16 protein-coding genes, 1 other RNA gene and 3 pseudogenes are annotated in these 21,582 nt (G+C 58.4%); 12 read left to right on the top strand and 8 right to left on the bottom strand.

Annotated features, from left to right (window positions below):
* Positions 1-54 precede the first annotated feature (54 nt).
* A pseudogene (msrAB, locus tag HMPREF3107_RS08885) lies at positions 55-1,554 on the bottom strand (bifunctional peptide-methionine (S)-S-oxide reductase MsrA/peptide-methionine (R)-S-oxide reductase MsrB); the annotation flags it as partial.
* Positions 1,555-1,844: 290 nt separating this feature from the next.
* Between msrAB and aldA the strand changes: the two are divergent.
* Entirely contained in the window at positions 1,845-3,287 is a 1,443-nt protein-coding gene (aldA, locus tag HMPREF3107_RS08890) for an aldehyde dehydrogenase (protein ID WP_003742761.1), read from the top strand.
* A 78-nt stretch (positions 3,288-3,365) separates the two neighbouring features.
* Here the strand turns inward: aldA and HMPREF3107_RS08895 are convergent, their stop codons facing one another.
* A complete protein-coding gene (locus HMPREF3107_RS08895) occupies positions 3,366-4,403 on the bottom strand; it encodes an NAD(P)H-dependent flavin oxidoreductase (protein ID WP_070455002.1) in 1,038 nt (345 codons plus the stop codon).
* A 292-nt stretch (positions 4,404-4,695) separates the two neighbouring features.
* On the opposite strand from HMPREF3107_RS08895, the gene prfB reads away from it, so the two are divergent.
* The 4 genes from prfB (at position 4,696) to ruvC (ending at position 7,284) form a co-directional block, all read left to right on the top strand.
* Positions 4,696-5,799 carry a peptide chain release factor 2 gene (gene prfB / locus HMPREF3107_RS08900; protein ID WP_070455003.1) on the top strand — a complete coding sequence of 368 codons (1,104 nt, stop codon included), beginning with the start codon at positions 4,696-4,698 and terminating at the stop codon, positions 5,797-5,799.
* A 65-nt stretch (positions 5,800-5,864) separates the two neighbouring features.
* Positions 5,865-6,296: a hypothetical protein gene (locus HMPREF3107_RS08905; RefSeq protein ID WP_070455004.1), complete on the top strand. Its 432-nt coding sequence runs from the start codon at positions 5,865-5,867 to the stop codon at positions 6,294-6,296.
* Positions 6,297-6,357: 61 nt separating this feature from the next.
* Positions 6,358-6,693 carry a GIY-YIG nuclease family protein gene (locus HMPREF3107_RS08910; protein WP_049253039.1) on the top strand — a complete coding sequence of 112 codons (336 nt, stop codon included), beginning with the start codon at positions 6,358-6,360 and terminating at the stop codon, positions 6,691-6,693.
* 54 nt (positions 6,694-6,747) lie between these two features.
* Positions 6,748-7,284 carry a crossover junction endodeoxyribonuclease RuvC gene (ruvC, locus tag HMPREF3107_RS08915; protein WP_003769346.1) on the top strand — a complete coding sequence of 179 codons (537 nt, stop codon included), beginning with the start codon at positions 6,748-6,750 and terminating at the stop codon, positions 7,282-7,284.
* 348 nt (positions 7,285-7,632) lie between these two features.
* Here ruvC and recQ read toward each other — a convergent pair whose 3' ends face one another.
* On the bottom strand, positions 7,633-9,432 hold the full coding sequence (gene recQ / locus HMPREF3107_RS08920; RefSeq protein WP_070455005.1) for a DNA helicase RecQ: 1,800 nt from the start codon (positions 9,430-9,432) through the stop codon (positions 7,633-7,635).
* 65 nt (positions 9,433-9,497) lie between these two features.
* Between recQ and HMPREF3107_RS08925 the strand changes: the two genes are divergently transcribed.
* The 4 genes from HMPREF3107_RS08925 (at position 9,498) to HMPREF3107_RS08940 (ending at position 11,529) form a co-directional block, all read left to right on the top strand.
* On the top strand, positions 9,498-9,938 hold the full coding sequence (locus HMPREF3107_RS08925; protein ID WP_070455006.1) for a surface-adhesin E family protein: 441 nt from the start codon (positions 9,498-9,500) through the stop codon (positions 9,936-9,938).
* A 15-nt stretch (positions 9,939-9,953) separates the two neighbouring features.
* Positions 9,954-10,274 (top strand): hypothetical protein, encoded by a 321-nt coding sequence (locus HMPREF3107_RS08930; RefSeq protein ID WP_070455007.1) that lies wholly within the window; start codon positions 9,954-9,956, stop codon positions 10,272-10,274.
* A 173-nt stretch (positions 10,275-10,447) separates the two neighbouring features.
* Positions 10,448-10,813, top strand: an RNA gene (gene rnpB, locus HMPREF3107_RS08935) — RNase P RNA component class A.
* 32 nt (positions 10,814-10,845) lie between these two features.
* A complete protein-coding gene (locus tag HMPREF3107_RS08940) occupies positions 10,846-11,529 on the top strand; it encodes a 2,3-diphosphoglycerate-dependent phosphoglycerate mutase (protein WP_070455008.1) in 684 nt (227 codons plus the stop codon).
* 100 nt (positions 11,530-11,629) lie between these two features.
* Here HMPREF3107_RS08940 and HMPREF3107_RS08945 read toward each other — a convergent pair whose 3' ends face one another.
* Positions 11,630-12,943: an NCS2 family permease gene (locus HMPREF3107_RS08945; RefSeq protein ID WP_070455009.1), complete on the bottom strand. Its 1,314-nt coding sequence runs from the start codon at positions 12,941-12,943 to the stop codon at positions 11,630-11,632.
* A gap of 84 nt (positions 12,944-13,027) precedes the next feature.
* Positions 13,028-14,020 (bottom strand): RluA family pseudouridine synthase, encoded by a 993-nt coding sequence (locus HMPREF3107_RS08950; protein WP_070455010.1) that lies wholly within the window; start codon positions 14,018-14,020, stop codon positions 13,028-13,030.
* A 469-nt stretch (positions 14,021-14,489) separates the two neighbouring features.
* On the opposite strand from HMPREF3107_RS08950, the gene HMPREF3107_RS08955 reads away from it, so the two are divergent.
* Both HMPREF3107_RS08955 and HMPREF3107_RS08960 read left to right on the top strand, forming a co-directional pair.
* The gene (locus tag HMPREF3107_RS08955) at positions 14,490-17,357 is read left to right on the top strand and encodes an Rne/Rng family ribonuclease (RefSeq protein WP_070455011.1); all 2,868 of its coding nucleotides are present in this window, start codon (positions 14,490-14,492) and stop codon (positions 17,355-17,357) included.
* Between the two features lie 300 nt (positions 17,358-17,657).
* Positions 17,658-18,293 carry a hypothetical protein gene (locus tag HMPREF3107_RS08960; protein WP_070455084.1) on the top strand — a complete coding sequence of 212 codons (636 nt, stop codon included), beginning with the start codon at positions 17,658-17,660 and terminating at the stop codon, positions 18,291-18,293.
* A gap of 140 nt (positions 18,294-18,433) precedes the next feature.
* On the opposite strand, the pseudogene HMPREF3107_RS12820 reads toward HMPREF3107_RS08960, so the two are convergent.
* The 3 genes and pseudogenes from HMPREF3107_RS12820 to HMPREF3107_RS12405 form a co-directional block, all read right to left on the bottom strand.
* Positions 18,434-18,541, bottom strand: a pseudogene (locus HMPREF3107_RS12820) (IS5/IS1182 family transposase); the annotation flags it as partial.
* Complete coding sequence (locus HMPREF3107_RS12825) at positions 18,542-18,748, bottom strand: hypothetical protein (RefSeq protein WP_070455012.1); 207 nt, start codon at positions 18,746-18,748, stop codon at positions 18,542-18,544. It abuts the pseudogene before it with no gap.
* A 462-nt stretch (positions 18,749-19,210) separates the two neighbouring features.
* A pseudogene (locus HMPREF3107_RS12405) lies at positions 19,211-19,321 on the bottom strand (IS5/IS1182 family transposase); the annotation flags it as partial.
* Positions 19,322-19,364: 43 nt separating this feature from the next.
* On the opposite strand from HMPREF3107_RS12405, the gene HMPREF3107_RS08970 reads away from it, so the two are divergent.
* Positions 19,365-21,533, top strand: a complete 2,169-nt coding sequence (locus tag HMPREF3107_RS08970) for a primosomal protein N' (RefSeq protein WP_070455013.1) — start codon at positions 19,365-19,367, stop codon at positions 21,531-21,533.
* Positions 21,534-21,582 lie beyond the last annotated feature (49 nt).

The following is a 21,582-nucleotide window of genomic DNA, read 5'->3' on the forward strand; positions in this document are numbered from 1 at the left end:
CGTCTGAAAACTGTTTTTCAGACGGCCTCTTTCCGTTCAAACGTTTTATTCCGCTTATTTCACTTTGCTTTTCAACGCGCCGTAGCCTGCCGCGTCCATTTGTTCCAGCGGGATGAATTTCAGGCTCGCGCCGTTGATGCAGTAGCGCAGGCCTCCTTTGTCTTTGGGGCCGTCGGGGAAGACGTGTCCCAAGTGCGAATCGGCGGCATGGCTGCGCACTTCGGTGCGGTGCATGTTGTAAGTGAAATCGTCGTGTTCGGTAACGGCGGCGGCGTTAATCGGGCGGGTGAAGCTCGGCCAGCCGCAGCCGGAATCGAATTTGTCGGCGGAAGAAAACAGGGGTTCGCCGCTGACGACGTCCACATAAATGCCGGGTTTGAACAGATGGTCGTATTCGTGGCTGAAGGCGTATTCGGTCGCGCTTTTTTGGGTAACTTGGTATTGCTCTTCGGTCAGGATGCGTTTGAGTTCGGCATCGCCGGGTTTTTTATACGTTGCCGCGTCGAAGCCTTTGCCTTGCGGGGCGGCTTTGCTTTTGCCCGGCAGCGGTTCGTCGGCTTTACGGATGTCGATGTGGCAGTAGCCGTTGGGGTTTTTAATCAGGTAGTCCTGATGGTATTCCTCGGCATCGTAGAAGTTTTTCAGCGGCTCGTTTTCGACGACGAGGGGCTGTTGGTATTTTTGCTGCTCGCGTTTGAGGGCGGCGGCGATGACGGCTTTTTCGGCAGGGTCGGTGTAATACACGCCGCTGCGGTATTGCGTGCCGGTGTCGTTGCCTTGTTTGTTGAGGCTGGTCGGGTCAACGACGCGGAAATAGTATTGTAAGATGTCGTCGAGGCTGAGTTTGTCGGCATCGTAGGTGACTTTGACGGTCTCGGCATGACCCGTGTCGCGGTAGGACACGTCTTCGTAGCTCGGATTTTGCGTTTTGCCGTTGGCGTAACCGGATACGGCGTCAACCACGCCGTCTATGCGTTGGAAATAGGCTTCCAAGCCCCAGAAGCAGCCGCCGGCAAGGTAGATGGTGCGCGTATTCATGATTGCTGAATCCTTTTTCTGTGTGTCGGGTTTGTAGAACGCGTTTTTCAGACGGCCTAAATCGGCATTCGGATCGCTGATTAACGCCAACGCCTGCGCTTCGTTGATGCTGCCTTTGACGATGCGCTGTACGTCGCCGTCTTTACCGATTAACGCCCACGAGGGGTAAACGCCGATATTCAGGCTTTGGGCGATGGTGCCGCCGTTGTCGGTCACGACGGGCAGCTTGGGATAGTTCAAACTGGCATACCATTTTTGAAAGTCGCCGTCTTTTTTCTCGTGCAAAAAGCCGGGGGAGGCGACGGTAATCAGGTTGGCGGAGCTGAACCGCTTATCCTGCGCCCATTTTTCGGTTTGTCCCAATTCGGACAGACACAAAGGACACCAGCTCGCCCAGAATTTAATCAGGGTGGGTTTGTCTTTTTTCAAATAAACGTCGGCGGGGCGGCCTTGCGGCGTTTTCAGCTCGGACAACATTTTCGGCACGGACGCGGCCTCTGCGGGAACGGTGTGGGGCAGCAGGAAGGCCGCGCCGGCCACGGCCGCACCCGTCAGTAGGGCGATTTTCCAACCCGATTTTTTCCGGTTTTCCATCTTTCACTCCTTTTGTTTACATTACAACAGATGATGTTTAGACGTCGGCAGGCACCTAATCTTACAGTCTTGCGCATAAAAAAGTAAAAGGCCGTCTGAAAAATAAATTTTCATCTTGTCAAAACTGCATATTCAGACGGCCTGTCCATTGCAGTTGCGGCGTAAAAAGCATACACTCGCTACATCCGACTACAACAACAGGAGAACCCTAAATGAAACAATTAGCCATGTACATCAACGGACGCTTTGAAAATGATTTCAACGGCGAATGGCGTGACGTATTGAACCCTTCCACCGAAGAAACCATCGCCCGCGAACCCAAAGGCGGTAAAGCGGATGTTGACCGTGCCGTAGCGGCGGCACGCGCGGCGCAACCGGCATGGGAGCGACTGCCTGCGGTCGAACGCGGCGCGTATTTGCGCAAAATCGCCCAAGGCATACGCGAACGCGCCGACGAGCTGACCGACACCATCGTTGCCGAAGGCGGCAAAACCAAAGACTTGGCGCGCGTGGAAGTCATGTTTACCGCCGACTATCTCGATTACCAAGCCGAATGGGCGCGCCGTTACGAAGGCGAAATCATCCAAAGCGACCGCCCGCGCGAAAATATTTTATTGTTCAAACGTCCGCTGGGCGTCGTGGCAGGTATTCTGCCTTGGAACTTCCCCTTCTTCCTGATTGCCCGCAAAATGGGGCCCGCTTTGGTAACGGGCAACACCATCGTCGTCAAACCCAGCAGCGTAACCCCGATCAACTGCCACATCTTCGCCGAAATCGTCGATGCCGTCGGACTGCCCGCAGGCGTGTTCAACGTGGTGAACGGTCCGGGTGCGGAAATCGGCAATGCCTTGTCCGCCCATCCGCAAGTCGATATGGTCAGCCTGACCGGCTCCGTCGAAGCGGGCCGCCAAGTGATGGAAGCCGCTTCCGCCAACATCACCAAAGTCTCGTTGGAACTCGGCGGCAAAGCGCCCGCCATCGTTTTGAAAGACGCGGATTTGGACTTGGCAGTGAAATCCATCTTGGCTTCGCGCGTCGGCAACACCGGTCAAATCTGCAACTGCGCCGAGCGCGTCTATGTCCACAGCAGTCTGAAAGACGCGTTCATTGAAAAAATGACCGCCGCCATGAAGGGCGTGCGCTACGGCAATCCTGCCGAAGCCGAAGCAGGCGCGCTGGAAATGGGCCCGCTGATTGAAGAGCGCGCCGTCAAAGCCGTTGCCGAAAAAGTGGAACGCGCCGTCAAACAAGGTGCGACGCTGGTCTGCGGCGGCAAACGCGCCGAAGGACGCGGCTACTTCTTCGAGCCGACCCTGCTGACCGACACCGACAACAACATGGACATCATGAAGGAAGAAACCTTCGGCCCTGTCCTGCCCGTTTCCACTTTCGACACGCTCGACCAAGTCATCGCCTTGGCAAACGACTGCGAATTCGGTCTGACCAGCTCCGTGTACACCACCAACCTGAACGAAGCCTTCTACGTCACCCGCCGCCTGCAATTCGGCGAAACCTACATCAACCGCGAAAACTTTGAAGCCATGCAGGGCTTCCACGCGGGCTGGAAAAAATCAGGTATCGGCGGCGCGGACGGCAAACACGGTTTGGAAGAATATCTGCAAACCCAAGTCGTTTATCTGGAAACCAATATTTGATAACGCCTTGATGCGTTGATGTAAAAGGCCGTCTGAAAAACCGGAACAAGGTTTTTCAGACGGCCTCCTTATGTTCGCTTACAAGCGGGCGCACAAACGGGCGACAATGTCGGCCGCGCTGCCGGGGACGCACCTGCCCGCGCCCTGTCCCGCCCAAAACGGCGAAAAATCAAAGCAGCCGCGCCGTTCCGCTTCCGCCTTCAACGCGCCTGCCGCCGCGCCCGCCAAGGGGAAGGGCAGGGCGGATTCGTTCATCGGGCCGGCTTCTCGCATGAAACGGTTGACGATGCCGCGCGCCGCGCCGCCGCTGAACAGGTTGGTGACGGCGGTGTCTTCCGGCCGTGCGGATTGGATGGCTGCGCGGTGGGCGGGTTTGGTCAGGGCTTCGTCGGCCAGCAGGAAGGCCGTTCCCGCCTGAACCGCCGCCGCACCCAAATCCAAAGCGGCGCGGACGGCATCGGCATCGGCAATCCCGCCCGCCGCAACGACGGGCAGGTTCACCTCCCGGCAGACGGCGGGCAGCAGGGAGAAAAGGCCGCTTTGGCAGGCGGGGTCGCGGTTTAAAAACCAGCCCCTGTGGCCGCCGGCCTCCCAGCCTTGGGCAATGACGACGTCCGTGCCGTTCGCCTCCAGCCACAAGGCTTCTTCCACCGTAGTCGCGCTCGCCCACACTTCGCAGCCGGCGGCTTTCACGCGCGAGAGCAAATCCGATGCGGGCAGGCCGAAATGGAAACTCGCCACCGGCGGGCGGAAGCGTTCCAGCAAAGCCAGTGCGTCCGCGTCAAACGGCCGCCTGCCGCCGTTGGCGGGAATATCGCCTTCCGACAGGCCGAGTTCGTCGAAATAGGGGCGCAGCACGGCCAGCCAGGCGGCGCGTTGCGCCTCGTCCGCTTCGGGTGTGCGGTGGGCGAAGAAATTGAGGTTGTAGGGCAGGCCGCCGCCTTCGTCCCGCATCGTTTGCAAGGCCTGTTCGAGGGCGGGCGGGCCGTACATGGCGGCGGCCAGCGAACCCAGCGCGCCGGCACGGCAAACCGCCAGCGGCAGCGCGGTATCGTGGGCGAAGGCCATCGGTGCCTGAATCAACGGATGGCGAAGGGAGGCGAGGATTGCGGACATGATGTTTCTCCTTTTTTCCGGTTTGTATGGTTGGAAGTCGAAAGAACGGTTACACAGGCAGGATGGGCTTCGGCCGATCCATGCCCGTATGCCCTGAAATGGCGGGGGCGGCATTCCTTATTTTGACTGATTAAATTTCTCTGTGCGTCAGCTATAACACAAGGGCGCAAGCATAGCATAAGGCCGTCTGAAAAGCCGTTTCCCGCTTTTCAGACGGCCTTTCTCCGCCCGAAATGGCTAAACGGCGGCAAATCCATTAAAATACGCTGCTTAATCCTACACAAAGAACATTATGGAAGCCGAAGTAATCAACCAGCTCAACAATGCGTTAAACGATTTGGAAAAGCGCAGCGAAGACATCCGCGTTTATATGGACTATCAGGGCAAGAAAGACCGATTGGAAGAAGTCATCGGCCTTTCCGAAGACCCTGATCTGTGGAATGACCCGAAACGCGCCCAAGAAATCGGCAAAGAGCGCAAAATCCTTGAAGGCATCGTGTTGACGCTCGACAACATCGCGTCGGGCATCGAAGACAACCGCATGCTGATTGAAATGACCGTCGAAGAAAACGACGAGGAAGGTTTCGCCGCCGTGCAGGAAGACGTGGCGGGACTGGAAAAACAGATGGCGGACTTGGAATTCAAACGGATGTTCAACCAGCCCGCCGACCCGAACAACTGCTTTATCGACATCACCGCAGGCGCGGGCGGTACGGAAGCGGAAGACTGGGCGGGCATGCTGTTCCGCATGTACAGCCGCTACGCCGAGCGCAAGGGCTTTAAAATCGACATCCTCGAAGAAGACGACGGCGAAATCGCGGGTATCAACCGCGCCACCATCCGTCTGGAAGGCGAATACGCCTACGGCCTCTTGCGCACCGAAACCGGCGTTCACCGCCTAGTGCGTTACTCGCCGTTTGACTCGAACAACAAACGCCACACCTCGTTTGCCTCCGTGTTCGTCTATCCCGAAATCGACGATTCCATCGAAATCGAAATCAACCCCGCTGATTTGCGTATCGACACCTACCGCGCATCAGGCGCGGGCGGTCAGCACATCAATAAAACCGACTCCGCCGTGCGTATTACCCACGAGCCGACGGGGATTGTGGTGCAATGTCAAAACGACCGTTCGCAACACGCCAACAAAGCGGCTGCGATGGAAATGTTGAAATCCAAACTGTATGAATTGGAAATGCGCAAACGCAACGAAGAGAAACAGGCATTGGAAGAAGGCAAGTCCGATGTAGGTTGGGGCAGCCAAATCCGTTCGTACGTTTTGGACTCTTCACGCATCAAAGACTTGCGCACGGGCTACGAAGTCGGCAACACCAAAGCCGTATTGGACGGCGATTTGGACGGCTTCATCGAAGCCAGCCTGAAACAGGGCGTGTAAATTTCAGGCCGTCTGAAAGCACCGCCGCTTTTCAGACGGCCTTCATCCCAAGAAAGGAAAAACTTATGACTAAAACGCTCCTCATCGCACTCGGCCTCCTGGCCGTCCCGCTGGCCGCCACCGCCGCCCCGCTCGACAGCAGCGACCAAGGCGAATACGTCCTGCTCGACAAAGACGAAAATCCCACGCCGATGCAAATGCAGTTCGTCCTGAAGGGCAAACAGTGGATTATGAACGGCCGCGAAGGAGGAGGGCAGTGGCAGCCCGTCTGCCAAGGCACGGGCGAATGCCGTTTGGTCGCATCCTCCGCAGGCGAAGTTTCCCGCTGGAAAAAAAACCTGCCCGACAGCTGGCAGCCGCATAACTTCGGCTGCATCAACAACAAAGCCTTCGCCTTCTGCCGCGTAGACCATGCCACCGACCCCAACCGCAAAGGCTACTGGTGGTTCGGCCTGGTGGACGGCAAAGTCGTACCGCTGCCGGTCAACCGCCTGTAAGGCTTGAAAACCGGAGAGGCCGTCTGAAAAACATTTTTCAGACGGCCTCGTCATGCCCCTAATGAACATCCGCCTGCCCGAAGAATTTTCCGCCCTGCAACCCGAAACGGAGGCGGGCGGCGATTGGAGCGTTTACCTGATTTTGTGTCAAAACGGTTCGCTCTACTGCGGCGTCAGCAACCGCCCCGCCGAACGCTTTGCCGCCCATCTGGCCGGACGCGGCGCGCGCTACACCCGTATGCACAAACCGCTCGAAATGAGGCTGGCCGCCGACGGTTTGGACAGAGCGCAGGCACAAAGGCTGGAGGCCGGCATCAAAAAACTGCCCAAAACGCGCAAAACCGCCTTGTGGCGGCAAAGCGTGCCCTTGTGCCGTGCGGAAGGAGAGGGCGGTTGAAACTTTCAGACGGCCTTTTTGCCCTGCCGCCGATTCCCTGTTAAAAAACCATTTATGAACAAACCACTGCGTATCTTAGGTATAGACCCCGGCAGCCGCATCACCGGCTTCGGCATCATCGACGTGGTCGGGCGCGAACATTTTTACGTTGCCTCCGGCTGCATCAAAACCATACCCGGCGACGAATTGGCCGGACGCATCGGCATCATCGTCGAAAACATCGGCGAAATCATCGCCTGCTACAAACCGCAGCAGGCGGCGGTGGAGCAGGTGTTCGTCAATGTGAACCCCGCCGCCACCCTGATGCTGGGGCAGGCGCGCGGGGCGGCGGTGGCGGCCTTGGTGATGCGCGGCCTGCCGGTATACGAATACACCGCCCTGCAGGTCAAACAGGCCGTGGTCGGGCAGGGCAAGGCGGCCAAGGAGCAGGTTCAGGATATGGTGGTGCGGATGCTGGGGCTGTCGGGCACGCCTCAGGCCGATGCCGCCGACGGGCTGGCCGTCGCCCTGACCCACGCCCTGCGCAATCAGGGTTTGGCCGCACGCCTGAACCCCGACGGTTTGCAGGTGAAGCGCGGCCGTTTCCAATAATTCAGGCCGCGCCGACAGGCAGACAAAGGCCGTCTGAAAGCCGGAAAACGGTTTTCAGACGGCCTTAAACATTATGCAATGGCACAAAACTGCTTCGCCGATTCTGTCATGCACGGTTGTCGCGCGGGACTGTACGGCGGAATGGTTTGGCGATGGTTGTTGGATATCCTGTATCTTAAAACGCTCAGGCCGAACAACCGAAGGCCGTCTGAAAAGCCGTAAAACGGTTTTCAGACGGCCTGAACGGTGTTGCGGCAGTTGGTGGCGGGCCTGTTTCGATTCAATGGGTGAACGATGGCCGGTGCCGCCTGAGGTGGTTTATCGCGTTCCAAACGCTGCCCGACTGTTTCAGGCATCCGCGCTGTCTAAAACTTCCAGTATTTCATCGCCGAATTTGTCGATTTTGGCCTCGCCCAGGCCGTAGATGCTGCGCAGGCCGTCCAAGCCGCGCGGCATTTTTTCGACGATGTCGCGCAGGGTTTTGTCGCCGCAGACCATGTAGGCGGGGATTTCCTCCGCCCGCGCCCTTTCCTGCCGCCATTTCCGCAATGCCTGCCACAGCCTTTCTTCGCGTTCGGTGCGCAGCCATTCTTCCTTCGGTTTCTGTCCGGCGGTTTTGTCGCGCTTGAGCGGGCGCAGCATGACGGTGCGGCGGTTTTTCAGCACGTCGCGCGCCGCTTCGGTCAGCAGCAGGCGGTGGTGGTGTTGGGAATCGACTTGCAGCAGGCCGAGGCCTATGCTTTGGCGGACGACGGCGCGCCAGTCTTTATCGGTCAGGTCGGCGCCGATGCCGAAGGTGGAGAGTTCCTGATGGCGGTTGTCTCGTATCCAATCGTCGGCTTTGCCGCGCAGGACGTTGATGACGTAGCCGGCGGCGAAGCATTGGCCGACGCGGTAGATGCAGCTGAGGAGTTTTTGCACCAACAGCGTGCCGTCGAAGCGGACGGGCGGGTGCAGGCAGTTGTCGCAGTGGCCGCAGGGTTCGGAGTGTTCGCCGAAGTGGCGCAGCAGCATGACGCGGCGGCATTCGGTGGTTTCGCACACCGCCAGCATGGCGTCGAGTTTTTGCAGTTCGATGTTTTTTTGGAATTCGCCGCTTTGGCCTTCGAGGATGCGTTCGCGCAGGATGACCCAGTCGTTGAGGCCGTAGCACAGCCAGCTGACGGCGGGCAGGCCGTCCCGTCCGGCGCGGCCGCTTTCCTGATAGAAGTGTTCGATGCTCTGCGGCATGTCGAGGTGGGCGACGAAGCGGACGTCGGGTTTGTCTATGCCCATGCCGAAGGCGACGGTGGCGACGACGATGAGGCCGTCTTCGTGGGTGAAGCGGTATTGCGCGGCTTCGCGCTGCCGCATGGTCATGCCGGCGTGGTAGGCTACGGCATCCAGGCCGTTTTCGCATAAGAAGGCGGCGGTGTCGTCCACTTTTTTGCGGCTCAGGCAGTAGACGATGCCGCTTTGTCCGGCCATTTGCCCTTGGATAAACTGCAAAAGCTGTTTTTTGCCGTTGTTTTTTTCCACAACCTGATAATAGATGTTCGGGCGGTCGAAGCTGGCGACGAATTCGGGCGAGTTTTCCAGTTTGAGGTAGTGTTTGATGTCGGCGCGGGTTTCCGCGTCGGCGGTGGCGGTCAGGGCGATGCGGGGGACTTGCGGGTAGCGGTCGGCCAATAGTCCGAGCTGGCGGTATTCGGGACGGAAGTCGTGCCCCCATTGGCTGACGCAGTGCGCTTCGTCGATGGCGAACAGGCTGACGGCGGTGTGGTCGAGGAAGCGCAGGAAACGTTCGCCTACCAGCCGTTCGGGCGAAACGTAGAGCAGTTTCAGACGGCCTGCGGCGATGTCGTCGGCGATTTGGCGCACGTCGTCGGGCGGCGTGCCGCCGTGTACCGCCGCGCAATGCACGCCTGCCGCGCGCAGGTTGGCCACTTGGTCGTTCATCAGCGCAATCAGCGGCGACACCACCACCGCCACGCCGCCGCGCATCAGGGCGGGAATCTGGTAACACAGTGATTTGCCCCCGCCCGTCGGCATCAGCACCAGCAGGCTTTTGCCGCCCGCCAGCGTTTCGACGATTTCCGCCTGCCGCCCGCGAAACGAGGGGTAGCCGAACACATCGTTCAGTATTTCAAGCGCGGCCGGGGCAGTCATGGCGGAGTTTCCGTTATCCGTTATAATGGGCGCGTTATTGTAAAGGCCGTCTGAAAGGATAGCAAATGAACACAAAACACCTCCTCCGTCCTGCCGCGCTGCTCCTGCCGCTGGTTATCTTGGCCGGCTGTCCGAGCGTCGGCAACGTGCCGCAGGCCGGCGGCGACTGGCACAACATGGGCGAAGCCAACAACGGCAACTTCATGCTGGCGGTAGACAAAAACAGCATCAAGCGCAACGGCCAACTCGTTACCTTCCGCGACCGCAAAATCGTCGTCGATATGAAGGAAGAACGCTTTATCAATGTGCCGCCTTATAAAACCGCCATCAACAACTGGGAAATCCACTGCGGCAACAAAACCTTCCGCCTGACGGCCTCCACCCTTTACGACGATACGGGCAAAATCATCTCCGACGAAAAATACACCGCCGTCGATATCCGCCCGATGGCCATTCCGCCCAACTCCCTCACCGAAGAGCAGCGCAAAATCGTCTGCGCGCACTAAACAGGAAACGACGACATGAAAAAACGGATTACCTTATTTTTATTGGCCGCCGCCCTGCCCATGGCCGCCGCTGGCAACGGCGACGAATTGATGAGTGCGCAGGCCGCCTTCCGGCAGGCACTTGCCGCGCAAAATTCCACCGATGCCGGTCTGATATACCTCCAGCAGCGGCTCGAAGACGCACAGCGGCGCAAAGCTTCGGCCGAAGCCGACATTCAGGCCTACTCGCAAAAACTGGCCGAAGCGCAACAGCAGAAAGCTGCCAACGACTCCGCCTTGAAACAGGCGGGCGAACGGTTGAACGCCGCCTGGCAGGCCGTGCACGGCAGCCGTTAAACCTTCGTTGGAAGGCCGTCTGAAAACCGCGTTCCACCGACAGGACGGCAATCGGCGTATTTGCCGTACCGCCGATGTCCGACCCACGAGGCCGTCTGAAAGCAAATGTTTCCTGCAAAGGAGGCAGACTTTCAGACGGCCTTGCCCGTTCCTGCTATAATCCGTGCGGCATACGGGTCGGACAGACAGTCGCCGCGTACCGCCGCAAGGCGTACGGGGAGGAAAGTCCGGGCTCCGCAGGGCGGAATGCCGGCTAACGGCCGGGCGCGGCAACGCGACGGAAAGTGGAACAGAGAGCAGAACCGCCGATGGCCGTCTGAAAAGGCGGCACAGGTAAGGGTGAAAAGGTGCGGTAAGAGCGCACCGTGCACCTGGTAACAGGGCGCAGCAGGCCAAACCCCATTCGGAGCAAGACCAAACAGAACGCAACGACGCTGCCCGCCGAGCGTTCGGGTAGGTTGCTGGAGCGCGTCAGCAATGGCGCGCCTAGAGGAATGACTGTCCGACGACAGAACCCGGCTTACCGTCCGGCCCGTATGCCCCACCACCCAACCCTACAAACGGAGCAAACATGGAACTCGTCTTTATCCGTCACGGCCAAAGCGAATGGAACGCCAAAAACCTCTTCACCGGCTGGCGCGACGTCAAACTGAGCGAACAAGGCATAGCCGAAGCGCAGGCCGCAGGCCGCAAACTGAAAGAAAAAGGCTACCTGTTCGACATCGCCTTCACATCCGTCCTCACCCGCGCCATCAAAACCTGCAACATCGTTTTGGAAGAGTCCGACCAACTCTTCGTGCCGCAAATCAAAACCTGGCGGCTGAACGAACGCCACTACGGCCAACTGCAAGGGCTGGACAAAAAACAGACCGCCGAAAAATACGGCGACGAACAAGTCCGCATCTGGCGGCGCAGCTACGACACCCTGCCGCCACTGCTCGACCCGAAAGATCCGTTTTCCGCGCACAACGACCGCCGTTACGCGCACCTGCCCGCCGATGTCGTTCCCGACGGCGAAAACCTGAAAGTCACGCTCGAACGCGTACTGCCTTTCTGGGAAGACAAAATCGCCCCCGCCATTATCAGCGGCAAACGCGTACTGGTCGCCGCCCACGGCAACAGCCTGCGCGCCTTGGTGAAACACATCGAAGGCATTTCCGACGATGACATCATGGGCGTGGAAATCCCCACCGGCCAGCCGCTGGTGTATCAGTTGGACGACGACTTAAAAGTCTTGGAAAAATTCTACCTGTAACGCTGCCGGCGAATCCGGACAACACAAAAAGGCCGTCTGAATAACATTTCAGACGGCCTTTTCGACACTTCATTACTGCAAACGATTTCTGTAAACGGCATCAGCCGCCCAGATACCAGAATTTCAACGCCCACAATACGGCAACTATCCACACCATAGGCGGCACGTCTTTCACGCGGTTGCATAAAAGTTTAATCACAGCGTAGCTGATGAAGCCGAAAGCGATGCCGTCGGCAATCGAGTAGGTGAACGGCATGAAGACGATGGTCAGGAAGGCGGGAGCGGCTTCGGTCATATCGTCCCAGTCGATTTCGCGCGCACTGCGCAGCATTTGCGCACCGACGTAGAGCAGCGCGGGCGCGGTGGCGAAACCGGGGATACTCTGCACCAACGGCGAGAAAATCAGACACGCCAGCATCAATACGCCGACGGTTACGGCGGTCAGACCGGTGCGACCGCCTGCGGACACGCCTGCCGCGCTTTCGACATAAGGCGTGGTTGAAGACGTACCCAGTGCGGCACCGGCGACGATGGCAGTCGAGTCGGCGAACAGAGCGCGCTTCAGGCGGGGCAGTTTGCCGTCTTCCAGCAGGCCTGCGCGGTGGGAAACGCCGACCAGCGTGCCGGTGGAGTCAAACAAATCGACTAGGAAAAAGACGAAAATCACGCTGACCATGCTGAGGGTAAAGAGGCCGTTGAAATCCATCTGCATGAAAGTCGGCGCGATGCTCGGAATTTCGCCGATCACGCCTTTAAATTCGCTCAAGCCCAGCAGGGTGGAAATGGCCGTGATTGCCAGAATGGTCAAGATAATCGCACCTTTGACACGGAAATGACCCAACGCTACCACCATAGCGAAGCCCGCCAATACCAAGAGCGCGACGGGTTGGTGGATGTCACCCAGTTTCACCAAAGTTGCTTCGCTGGCAACGATGATGCCGGAGCCTTTGAGCGCAATCAGCGACAGAAACAGCCCGATACCGGCGGCAATCGACATTTTCAAACCCATAGGCAGCGCGTTCACCAACATTTCGCGCACCTTGAAAAAGCTGAATAAAATGAAAATGATGCCGGAAACAAATACCGCGCCCAAAGCCACTTGCCAGGGCACGCCCATGCCTTTGACGACGGCGAAAGTAAAGTAGGCGTTCAAACCCATGCCCGGCGCGAGCGCAATCGGATAGTTGCCGATAAAGCCCATCACGAAGCAGCCGATGGCGGAAGCGATGCAGGTGGCGACTAATACCGCGCCCATGTCCATACCCGTTTCGCCGAGAATCAGCGGATTGACGATGATGATGTAGCACATGGCGAGGAAGGTGGTCAGCCCCGCCACCAGCTCCGTGCGCACATTCGTGCCGGCGGCGGACAGGCCGAACAGGCGGTCAAACAGATTGGGAGTTTGTTTATCCATGATTGAAATGTGAAGTTAAGTAAAGCAGGCATTATACCCGAATTGTCTACAAATCAGGCCGTCTGAAAGCATAGAATATTTTTTTCAGACGGCCTCTCCCGCGTTTTCCAGCATCAGGACAAACTGCACCAATTCCTGCGGCAGTTCGGCCTTCAAGTGCAGCGGTTCGCCTGTCAGCGGGTGGTCGAGGTGCAGCTCGGCGGCGTGCAGGAACATCCGTTTCAAACCGAGTTTCTGGAGGCGTTTGTTGGCTTGGTAGTCGCCGTAGCGTTCGTCGCCGGCGATGGGGCATTGCTGCGATTGGAGGTGGACGCGGATTTGGTGGGTGCGCCCCGTTTTCAGGGTAGCTTCGACCAAGGTCAGGTGCGAGAGGCCGGCTTGGTGCAGGAGGCCGTCTGAAAAGCGGTTCAACACGCGGAAAACGGTATGCGCGGACTGCCCGTCTTCGCTGACGCGCACCATTTTTTCGCCTTGCGCGCCGGTGTATTTGAACAGGGGCAGTTTGACGTGGAAACTGTCGTTCGGCAGTTTGCCCACGCCCAGCGCGAGGTAGATTTTTTTCGGGTGGTCGTTGCGGATGGCTTCGTGCAGTTTGACGAGCGCGCTGCGTTTTTTGGCGATCATCAAGAGGCCGCTGGTGTCTTTGTCGAGGCGGTGGACGAGTTCGAGATAGCGGGCTTCGGGGCGGGCGCGGCGGATTTGTTCGATGACGCCGAAGCTCACGCCGCTGCCGCCGTGGACGGCGGTGCCTGCGGGTTTGTTAATCACCAGCAGCGCGTCGTCTTCGTAAACGATGTCGAATTCGCGCGCGGGTGCGGCTTGGGTGCGGTTTTCAGACGGCCTCTGCTTTTCGGCGGTGCGCACGGGCGGGATGCGGAGCAGGTCGCCCGCCTGAATGCGGCTGTTGGGCTTGCAGCGTTTTTTGTTCAGGCGCACTTCTCCGGCGCGGATAATGCGGTGGATGTGGCTCTTGGGCACGCCTTTGAGGATTTTTATCAGATAGTTGTCAAGGCGTTGGCCTGCCGCCTCGTCGTCAATGCGGAAGAAACTTGCGGAGTCTTTGCTTATCGGCTGCATTTTCTCTATAATCTGCGCGTTTTGTCCCCTGTGGGGCAAAGCATATTGAAAAAAGAGATTCTATATTAAAAACGTACTCTGCAAAGCATTTCCTTCCGTCTGCGAAAGCCCGCGGCGGAAGACCGTAATCAAGTTTGAATGGAACTGCCGAACCGTTTTGGCATAAGACGACAGGGCTTTTGCCGCGCCGCACAAAACAGACCACAACAGGCAAACGATAATAAGAAGATGTCGGCTGTCATTTTTTAAGCCCGAGAGTGTCCGCCTCAAAAGCGCACGCGGGTGCCGCCGGAAAACTCCGGCGTATGTTCTTTAATACCTTCTTTATCCGCTTAACCGACCGCACATGACCGCCTGACGCGGCATGCAGTATTGCGGTGTGAAATTCGAAAACTGATTACACGCTTCGTGAGTGCTAACGGGGTGTCCGGGGCCGTCTGAAAGGCCGCCGTCCGCCCGAGAGGTTATCATGAAACGTATGTTGTTTAACGCCACGCAGGCAGAAGAACTGCGCGTGGCCATTGTGGACGGGCAAAACCTGCTCGACCTCGACATTGAAACGCTGGGCAAAGAACAGCGCAAAGGCAATATTTATAAAGGTGTCATCACCCGCATCGAGCCGTCGCTGGAGGCGTGTTTCGTCGATTACGGAACCGACCGGCACGGCTTTTTGCCGTTTAAAGAAGTATCCCGCTCCTATTTCCAGGACTACGAAGGCGGCCGCGCCCGCATTCAGGAAGTGCTCAAAGAAGGCATGCAGGTCATCGTCCAAGTGGAAAAAGACGAACGCGGCAACAAAGGCGCGGCACTGACCACCTTCATCAGCCTGGCCGGACGCTACTTGGTATTGATGCCGAACAACCCGCGTGGCGGCGGCGTGTCCCGCCGTATCGAAGGCGAGGATCGGCAGGAGCTGAAAGACGCGATGGCCGAGCTGGATGTCCCCGCCGGCATGAGCCTGATTGCCCGCACCGCCGGCATCGGCCGCAGCGTGGAAGAATTGCAATGGGATTTCGACTACCTGCTGAAACTTTGGCGCGCCATCGAAGAAGCGGGCGAAGCCCATCGCGAACCCTACCTGCTTTTCATGGAAAGCTCGCTGCTCATCCGCGCCATCCGCGACTATTTCCGTCCCGACATCGGCGAAATTTTGGTGGACAACGAAGAAGTCCATGCGGAAATTTCCGAATTCATGTCGTATGTGATGCCGAACAACGTAGGCCGTCTGAAACTCTATCAAGACCACACGCCGCTGTTCTCCCGCTTTCAAATCGAACATCAAATCGAAAGCGCGTTTTCACGCAGCGTCAGCCTGCCTTCCGGCGGCGCGATTGTGATTGACCACACTGAAGCCCTCGTTTCCATCGACGTCAACTCCGCCCGCGCCACCCGCGGTGCGGACATCGAAGACACCGCCTTCAAAACCAATATGGAAGCCGCCGAAGAAGTCGCCCGCCAAATGCGCCTGCGCGACTTGGGCGGTTTGGTCGTCATCGACTTCATCGACATGGAAAACCCCAAGCACCAGCGCGATGTTGAAAACGTCCTGCGCGACGCGCTCAAAAAAGACCGCGCCCGCGTGCAGATGGGCAAACTTTCCCGCTTCGGCCTCTTGGAATTAAGCCGCCAACGCCTGAAACCCGCCTTGGGCGAAAGCAGCCACGTCGCCTGTCCGCGCTGCGCCGGCACCGGTGTCATCCGCGGCATCGAATCGACCGCTCTGCACGTTTTGCGCATCATTCAAGAAGAAGCGATGAAAGACAACACCGGCGAAGTGCATGCCCAAGTGCCCGTCGATGTCGCCACCTTCCTGCTGAACGAAAAACGCGCCGAGCTGTTTGCGATGGAAGAGCGTTTGGACGTCAATGTCGTCCTGATTCCGAATATCCACTTGGAAAATCCGCACTACGAAATCAACCGCATCCGCAGCGACGATGTGGAAGAAGACAGTGCGCCGAGCTACAAACGCGTCGCCGAGCCCGAAGTGGATGACAACGCCAAACCTTTCGGCAACGAGCGGGTCAAAGCCGCCCGTCCCGAACCGGCCGTTAAAGGCGTCAAACACAACCAGCCGGCTCCCGTTGTAGCCGAACGCCCGGCCGGTTGGTGGGACAAATTCAAAGCCTGGTTCAAAGGCCTGTTCGGCAGCGGCACGATGGAGCAGCCGCAGGAAGAAAGCCGCAAACAATCCTCAGGCAATTCCCGCCATTCCTCATCCCGCAGGCGCGGTAACCGGCGCGGTGCCGGCAGAAGCGCGGGCGGGGAAACGTGGAATAACGCCTCTCGCAGCGATGTGGCGGATGTGGAAGAAACCAAAACCGACAACGCCAAAACCGACAGCCGCCGCAGCAACGGCCGACGCGGTGCGGACAGCCGAAACGCAGACGGCCGCAACGGCAACCGCCGCCGCAACGACCCGGCCGCAGCCGTTCCAATGGCCGAACAGGCGGAAAAACGCGCACCGGCGGAAGAAACCGTTATTGCCGCACCTGTTGCCGCCCTGCCCGAAGTTCAAACGGAAAAACGCGAAAGCCGCGACAACCGCCGCCGCGAACGCAACCCGAAACGCAACGAAGCCGCAGAAGCCGCTGCGGTTGAAACCGTGGCCGCTGCGGCTGCCGAACAGCCTGCCGTTGCCGAACCCGCAGAGAAAAAACGCGGCGGACGCAATCAGGAGCGGGGTGGCCGCAATCCGCGCGACCGCAACAGCAACCGCCGCAGCGACAAGAAACGCAACATTCCGTCAGCCGCCAAAATCGAGCAGTATCTGATGATTGACGAGGCTGCAGACAAAGTCCTTGCCGCCGTCGCGCACGTTTTCGGCGAAACCCGTCCGGCAGACAGTCAGCCGCAAACCGGCCATGATAAACCGCTGATCATCACACTGCCCGCCTTGCCGCAGGATGAGGCGGAAGAAACCGTTTCTATTATGGTGCAGCCCGCAAATGCCGAAGCGGACATGATTGCCGACAGCAGTGCCAAAGTGCTTGCCGCCGTGGCGCAGATTATGGATACGGCCGAAACCGTACCTTCTGCGGAAACCGAAACCACCGAACCTGTCGGAGAAGCCGTGCCGGTTGGGCAGCCTGCCGAGCCCGTTGCCGTGGAAGCCGAACCGTCGGCCGTGCCGGCTCCCGCTGTTGCGGCTGCCGCAATTGAACCGTCCGCGCCGTCCGGCCTGATATTGGTTCAAACCCGTCCGGAAGCCTTGGCCGCCGCCGTTGCCGCCGTTCAACCCGAACAGCCGCAGGGCAAACGCCGCGCAGATTTGCCGAAACCCGTTGAAACCGAAACGGCTGCCGCACCGCTGGAACAGGTGGAAACCCGCCGCGTTTAGCCAGATGCCGTAAGTGCAGGCCGTCTGAAAACAGGTTTCGTGTTTTCAGACGGCCTGTTTCCATTTCAGCCTTTCGGTTTATGTTTTTTCAATTGCAGTCAGAGCAAGAAAACTGAATGACGGCACGGAGGTGCCGTTTCAGACGGCCTCTGTCCCGCCGCAGCGATTTTGCCGTCCCGTCCGACGGACAAGGCGGAAAAACGCGGCTTGCCGGATATTCCGTTATACAATCAGTTCTATATTTTCAGACGGCCTTTGCCTCAGGCCGAGGCCGGCCGATTCAACCAAAAGGAGTTCCGTATGACCCTGATCTTCAATTCCGACGGTTTTCCCGTTTATTTCGAACAAGCCCCGACCATCATGGTTCGCGACCCGCTGGCCGAATTCCTCGGTGCGGCCGAACACGGCCTGATGACTTACCGTTACGTTGATGCCGTGCGGCTGGCCGGGCATTCCTGCCCCACGGTGGCCGGTGCGTACCTGATGGTTTGCCGGGGCTTGAAGGCATTGTACGGCGACGATGTGCCCGAACGAGGCGGTATCGAGGTTCGGATGCGCGACGGACGGGATGAGGGCACGACCGGCGTTGTCGCCTCCGTCGCCACACTGCTGACTGGCGCGGCCACGGAGCAAGGCTTCGGCGGCATCGGGATGAACCGCCGTTTTGCCCGCCGCGACCTGTTGGCTTTCAACGGCAATATCGACGGCACGCTCGCCCTGCGCCGACGCGATACCGGCGCGACGGCGGAAATCGACTATCACGCCCAACGCGTCCCGTTTGCCCCGCAGATGGCCGAAGTGATGCCCAAAGCCGTGTCGGGCACGGCCACGGACGAAGAATTACGGCTGTTTAAAGAGCTTTGGCAGGAACGCACCCGCGCCATTTTGGTCGATCATGCGGATGATGACGGGTTGATTGAAATCCGGTTGAAATAAGGTTCATCCGCCAAACGGCATCATGCCGCCAAAGAAAAACGCCCGGAAGGTTTGCGGGCGTTTTTTTGCGGGAGGAAGTGGGTTTTCAGCGCGGCCGGGCGGGCGGAAGTATTCAGGTTTCGCATCAATTCGTTCCGTTATAGTGGATTAAATTTAAACCAGTACGGCGTTGCCTCGCCTTGCCGTACTATCTGTACTGTCTGCAGCTTCATCGCCTTGTCCTGATTTAAATTTAATCCACTATATTGTCAGACGGCCTTATCTGTTTTGATTACGGCTGCGGGCGGTGTGAGGTTTTTGTCGTCGGGATTGTCGCCGCAGGCACACGCGCAACGGACGAAGCGGCAATCGGGCGGCGGCGGATTGGCGGACGGACAGCCGCAACGGCGGCAGCCGGCAGGATTGCCGGACGGCTGGAACGGGTCGTCGAAACGGCGGTATTTGTCTGCTTTCATAAGCCTTCCTTTCGGCTCTTTATTTCGCGCTCGGGTGGATTTGCCAAGAAATAGCCGGAAAGATAATATCCCTGCCCGTGCCGTACCTTCAAGGAAAAAACGGCTAGAAACTGATTTATCGCAAAGGCATATAAAGTATCCGGTGCCAATCGGGATATGACCGCACAGGCAGATATAGGCCGTCTGAAAGACATTCGGCGGGCAACTGAAAGATTTTATCGACACTCAGGACTTGTCTGGAGAAGCATTTGATGAATGGCGGATTAGCAATACAGATTACAACAGCCCCGAACAAGTGTTGGCCGAAGCCTATTATTCCGTAAGTTGTGATTATTACCTGTCCGCTTATCTGCAATACCCGCTTTACCGCACCAAGCCTGACAGCGATTTTCTCCGTCCTTATTTCGATTTGTGGAGACAGGGCTACGGCTTTACTTTAGATAAAGACTGTTTGTATTTGTGCAAATATAGTGGATTAACTTTAAACCAGTACGGCGTTGCCTCGCCTTGCCGTACTATCTGTACTGTCTGCGGCTTCGTCGCCTTGTCCTGATTCAAATTTAATCCACTATAGCTTCCGTCTCTTCAGACGGCCTCAAACCATTTTTTACACACCATGATCTACCACCGCATCGCTGTAAACGTACCGCTTTCAGACGGCCTTTTGACTTATTCCCATTCCGAGCCGCTGCCGCTGGGCGCGCGGGTGCTTGTGCCTTTCCGCAACAAGACCGTGGTCGGGATTGTGTGGGAAACGGATATTGCGCCCGATATGGATGCGGCGCGGATTTTGGGTGTTCAGACGACCTTTTCGGACGAGCCGCCGCTGCCCGAAAGCTGGCGTGATTTGTTGGCGTTTACGTCGCGTTATTACCACTATCCGACGGGGCAGGCGGTGTTTGCCGCGCTGCCGCAGGGTTTGAAGGAAACACGCGCGGTGGAAATGCCGCAGCCGCCGTTGTTTTACGCGCTGAACGAAGCGGGCAGGGCGCAAACGCCGCCGCCGGCAAGGTTCAACAAAAAAGCGGCTTTGTGGGACGCGTTGCTGTCGGGCGGGATGACGATGGCTGCGTTGAAGCAGGTGAACACGCAGGCGGCGAAGTTAATCGAAGATTGGGCGGAGCAGGGCTGGATTGAAACGACGGAAGCGGCGAAACCCGTTTTAAGGTCGTCTGAATTTCAGCTCAACGCCAACCAGCAACAGGCTTCCGATGAAATTCAGACGGCCTTCGGCAGCTTCCAGCCGTTTCTGCTGTACGGCATCACCGGCAGCGGCAAGACCGAGGTGTATTTTGATGCGATGGCGAAAGTGTTGGCGCAGGGGCGGCAGGTGTTGTTTCTGTTGCCCGAAATCAACCTCACGCCGCAGCTTTTGAAGCGGGTGGAAAACCGGTTTGCCGACGTGCCGACTGCCGTGTTGCACAGCCAGATGGCGGCAGGCAAGCGCACGCAGGATTATCTGCGCGCGATGTTGGGACAGGCGAAATTGGTCATCGGCACGCGGCTGGCGGTGTTCACACCGATGGATGATATCGGGCTGATTGTGGTCGATGAGGAACACGACGGCTCGTTCAAACAAGACAACGAATTGCGCTACCACGCCCGCGATTTGGCGGTGTGGCGGGCGAAGCAGAGCGGCTGCCCCGTTGTGTTGGGCAGTGCCACGCCCAGCCTGGAGAGCTGGCACAAGGCGCAAAGCGGCGCGTACCGCCTGCTGCAACTGACCGAACGCGCCCATACCGCCGCACAACTGCCGCAAGTGGACATCCTCAACGTAGGCCGTCTGAAACTCGACAACGGCTTCTCGCCGCAAGCCTTGCAGCTTTTAAAACAGAACTTTGAAGCGGACGGCATGTCGCTGGTGTACCTCAACCGGCGCGGCTTCGCGCCCGCGCTGTTTTGCGGCGACTGCGGCCATACCTTCGGCTGCCCGAACTGCTCCGCCAAAATGGTGTTGCACCAACGCGCCCGCCAACTGCGCTGCCACCACTGCGACCACCGCGAACCTATTCCGTTCAAATGCCCCGACTGCGGCAACCAAGACCTGACCGCCGTCGGACACGGCACGCAGCGCGTCGAAGAAACCCTGCGCGCCTTCCTGCCCAAGGCAGTCGTCGTCCGCGTCGACAGGGACAGCACCGCGCACAAAAACGACTGGGCGGATTTGTACCGCCGCATCGCCGACAACGAAATCGACATTCTGGTCGGCACGCAGATGCTCGCCAAAGGTCATGATTTCGCGCGGCTCAACCTCGTTATCGTGTTGAACGCCGACGGCAGCCTGTATAGCGCGGACTTTCGTGCGCCGGAAAGGCTGTTCGCCGAGCTGATGCAGGTGTCCGGCAGGGCGGGGCGTGCCGACAAACCCGGCAAGGTGTTGATACAGACCCAACTGCCCGAACATCCCGTCTTCGCCGCCGTCAAAGCGCAGGACTACGCCGTGTTTGCCGAAAACGAATTGAACGAGCGGCAAATGTTCGCCATGCCGCCTTTCGGTTTTCAGACCGCCATCCGCGCCGACGCGCCGCGCGTTGCCGATGCGATGGAGTTTCTCAACGCCGCCAAAGAAACCCTCGCCCCGCTCTTGCCCGAAAGCGTCTCCCAGTTCGGCGCCGCACCCATGCTGATGGTGCGCCTCGCCGAACGCGAACGTGCGCAAATCTTCCTCGAATCAACATCCCGACAGGATTTGCACCGCGCCGTGAGTTTGTGGGTGCAGGTGTTGCAGCAAAACCGCGACGGCAAAATCCGATGGTCGGTGGATGTGGATACACAAGAATCGTGAGGGGTTTGAAGAAGGCAGAGGCCGTCTGAAAGGTGTTTTCAGACGGCCT

This window comes from Neisseria sp. HMSC31F04 (genome assembly GCF_001807735.1).
Classification (GTDB): Bacteria; Pseudomonadota; Gammaproteobacteria; order Burkholderiales; family Neisseriaceae; genus Neisseria; species Neisseria elongata.

Bases quoted from the DNA above. Each gene is read 5' to 3' on its own strand.
- aldA (WP_003742761.1), top strand. From the start codon at position 1,845: ATGAAACAATTAGCCATGTACATCAACGGACGCTTTGAAAATGATTTC.
- HMPREF3107_RS08895 (WP_070455002.1), bottom strand. From the start codon at position 4,403: ATGTCCGCAATCCTCGCCTCCCTTCGCCATCCGTTGATTCAGGCACCG.
- prfB (WP_070455003.1), top strand. From the start codon at position 4,696: ATGGAAGCCGAAGTAATCAACCAGCTCAACAATGCGTTAAACGATTTG.
- HMPREF3107_RS08905 (WP_070455004.1), top strand. From the start codon at position 5,865: ATGACTAAAACGCTCCTCATCGCACTCGGCCTCCTGGCCGTCCCGCTG.
- HMPREF3107_RS08910 (WP_049253039.1), top strand. From the start codon at position 6,358: ATGAACATCCGCCTGCCCGAAGAATTTTCCGCCCTGCAACCCGAAACG.
- ruvC (WP_003769346.1), top strand. From the start codon at position 6,748: ATGAACAAACCACTGCGTATCTTAGGTATAGACCCCGGCAGCCGCATC.
- recQ (WP_070455005.1), bottom strand. From the start codon at position 9,432: ATGACTGCCCCGGCCGCGCTTGAAATACTGAACGATGTGTTCGGCTAC.
- HMPREF3107_RS08925 (WP_070455006.1), top strand. From the start codon at position 9,498: ATGAACACAAAACACCTCCTCCGTCCTGCCGCGCTGCTCCTGCCGCTG.
- HMPREF3107_RS08930 (WP_070455007.1), top strand. From the start codon at position 9,954: ATGAAAAAACGGATTACCTTATTTTTATTGGCCGCCGCCCTGCCCATG.
- HMPREF3107_RS08940 (WP_070455008.1), top strand. From the start codon at position 10,846: ATGGAACTCGTCTTTATCCGTCACGGCCAAAGCGAATGGAACGCCAAA.
- HMPREF3107_RS08945 (WP_070455009.1), bottom strand. From the start codon at position 12,943: ATGGATAAACAAACTCCCAATCTGTTTGACCGCCTGTTCGGCCTGTCC.
- HMPREF3107_RS08950 (WP_070455010.1), bottom strand. From the start codon at position 14,020: ATGCAGCCGATAAGCAAAGACTCCGCAAGTTTCTTCCGCATTGACGAC.
- HMPREF3107_RS08955 (WP_070455011.1), top strand. From the start codon at position 14,490: ATGAAACGTATGTTGTTTAACGCCACGCAGGCAGAAGAACTGCGCGTG.
- HMPREF3107_RS08960 (WP_070455084.1), top strand. From the start codon at position 17,658: ATGACCCTGATCTTCAATTCCGACGGTTTTCCCGTTTATTTCGAACAA.
- HMPREF3107_RS12825 (WP_070455012.1), bottom strand. From the start codon at position 18,748: ATGAAAGCAGACAAATACCGCCGTTTCGACGACCCGTTCCAGCCGTCC.
- HMPREF3107_RS08970 (WP_070455013.1), top strand. From the start codon at position 19,365: ATGATCTACCACCGCATCGCTGTAAACGTACCGCTTTCAGACGGCCTT.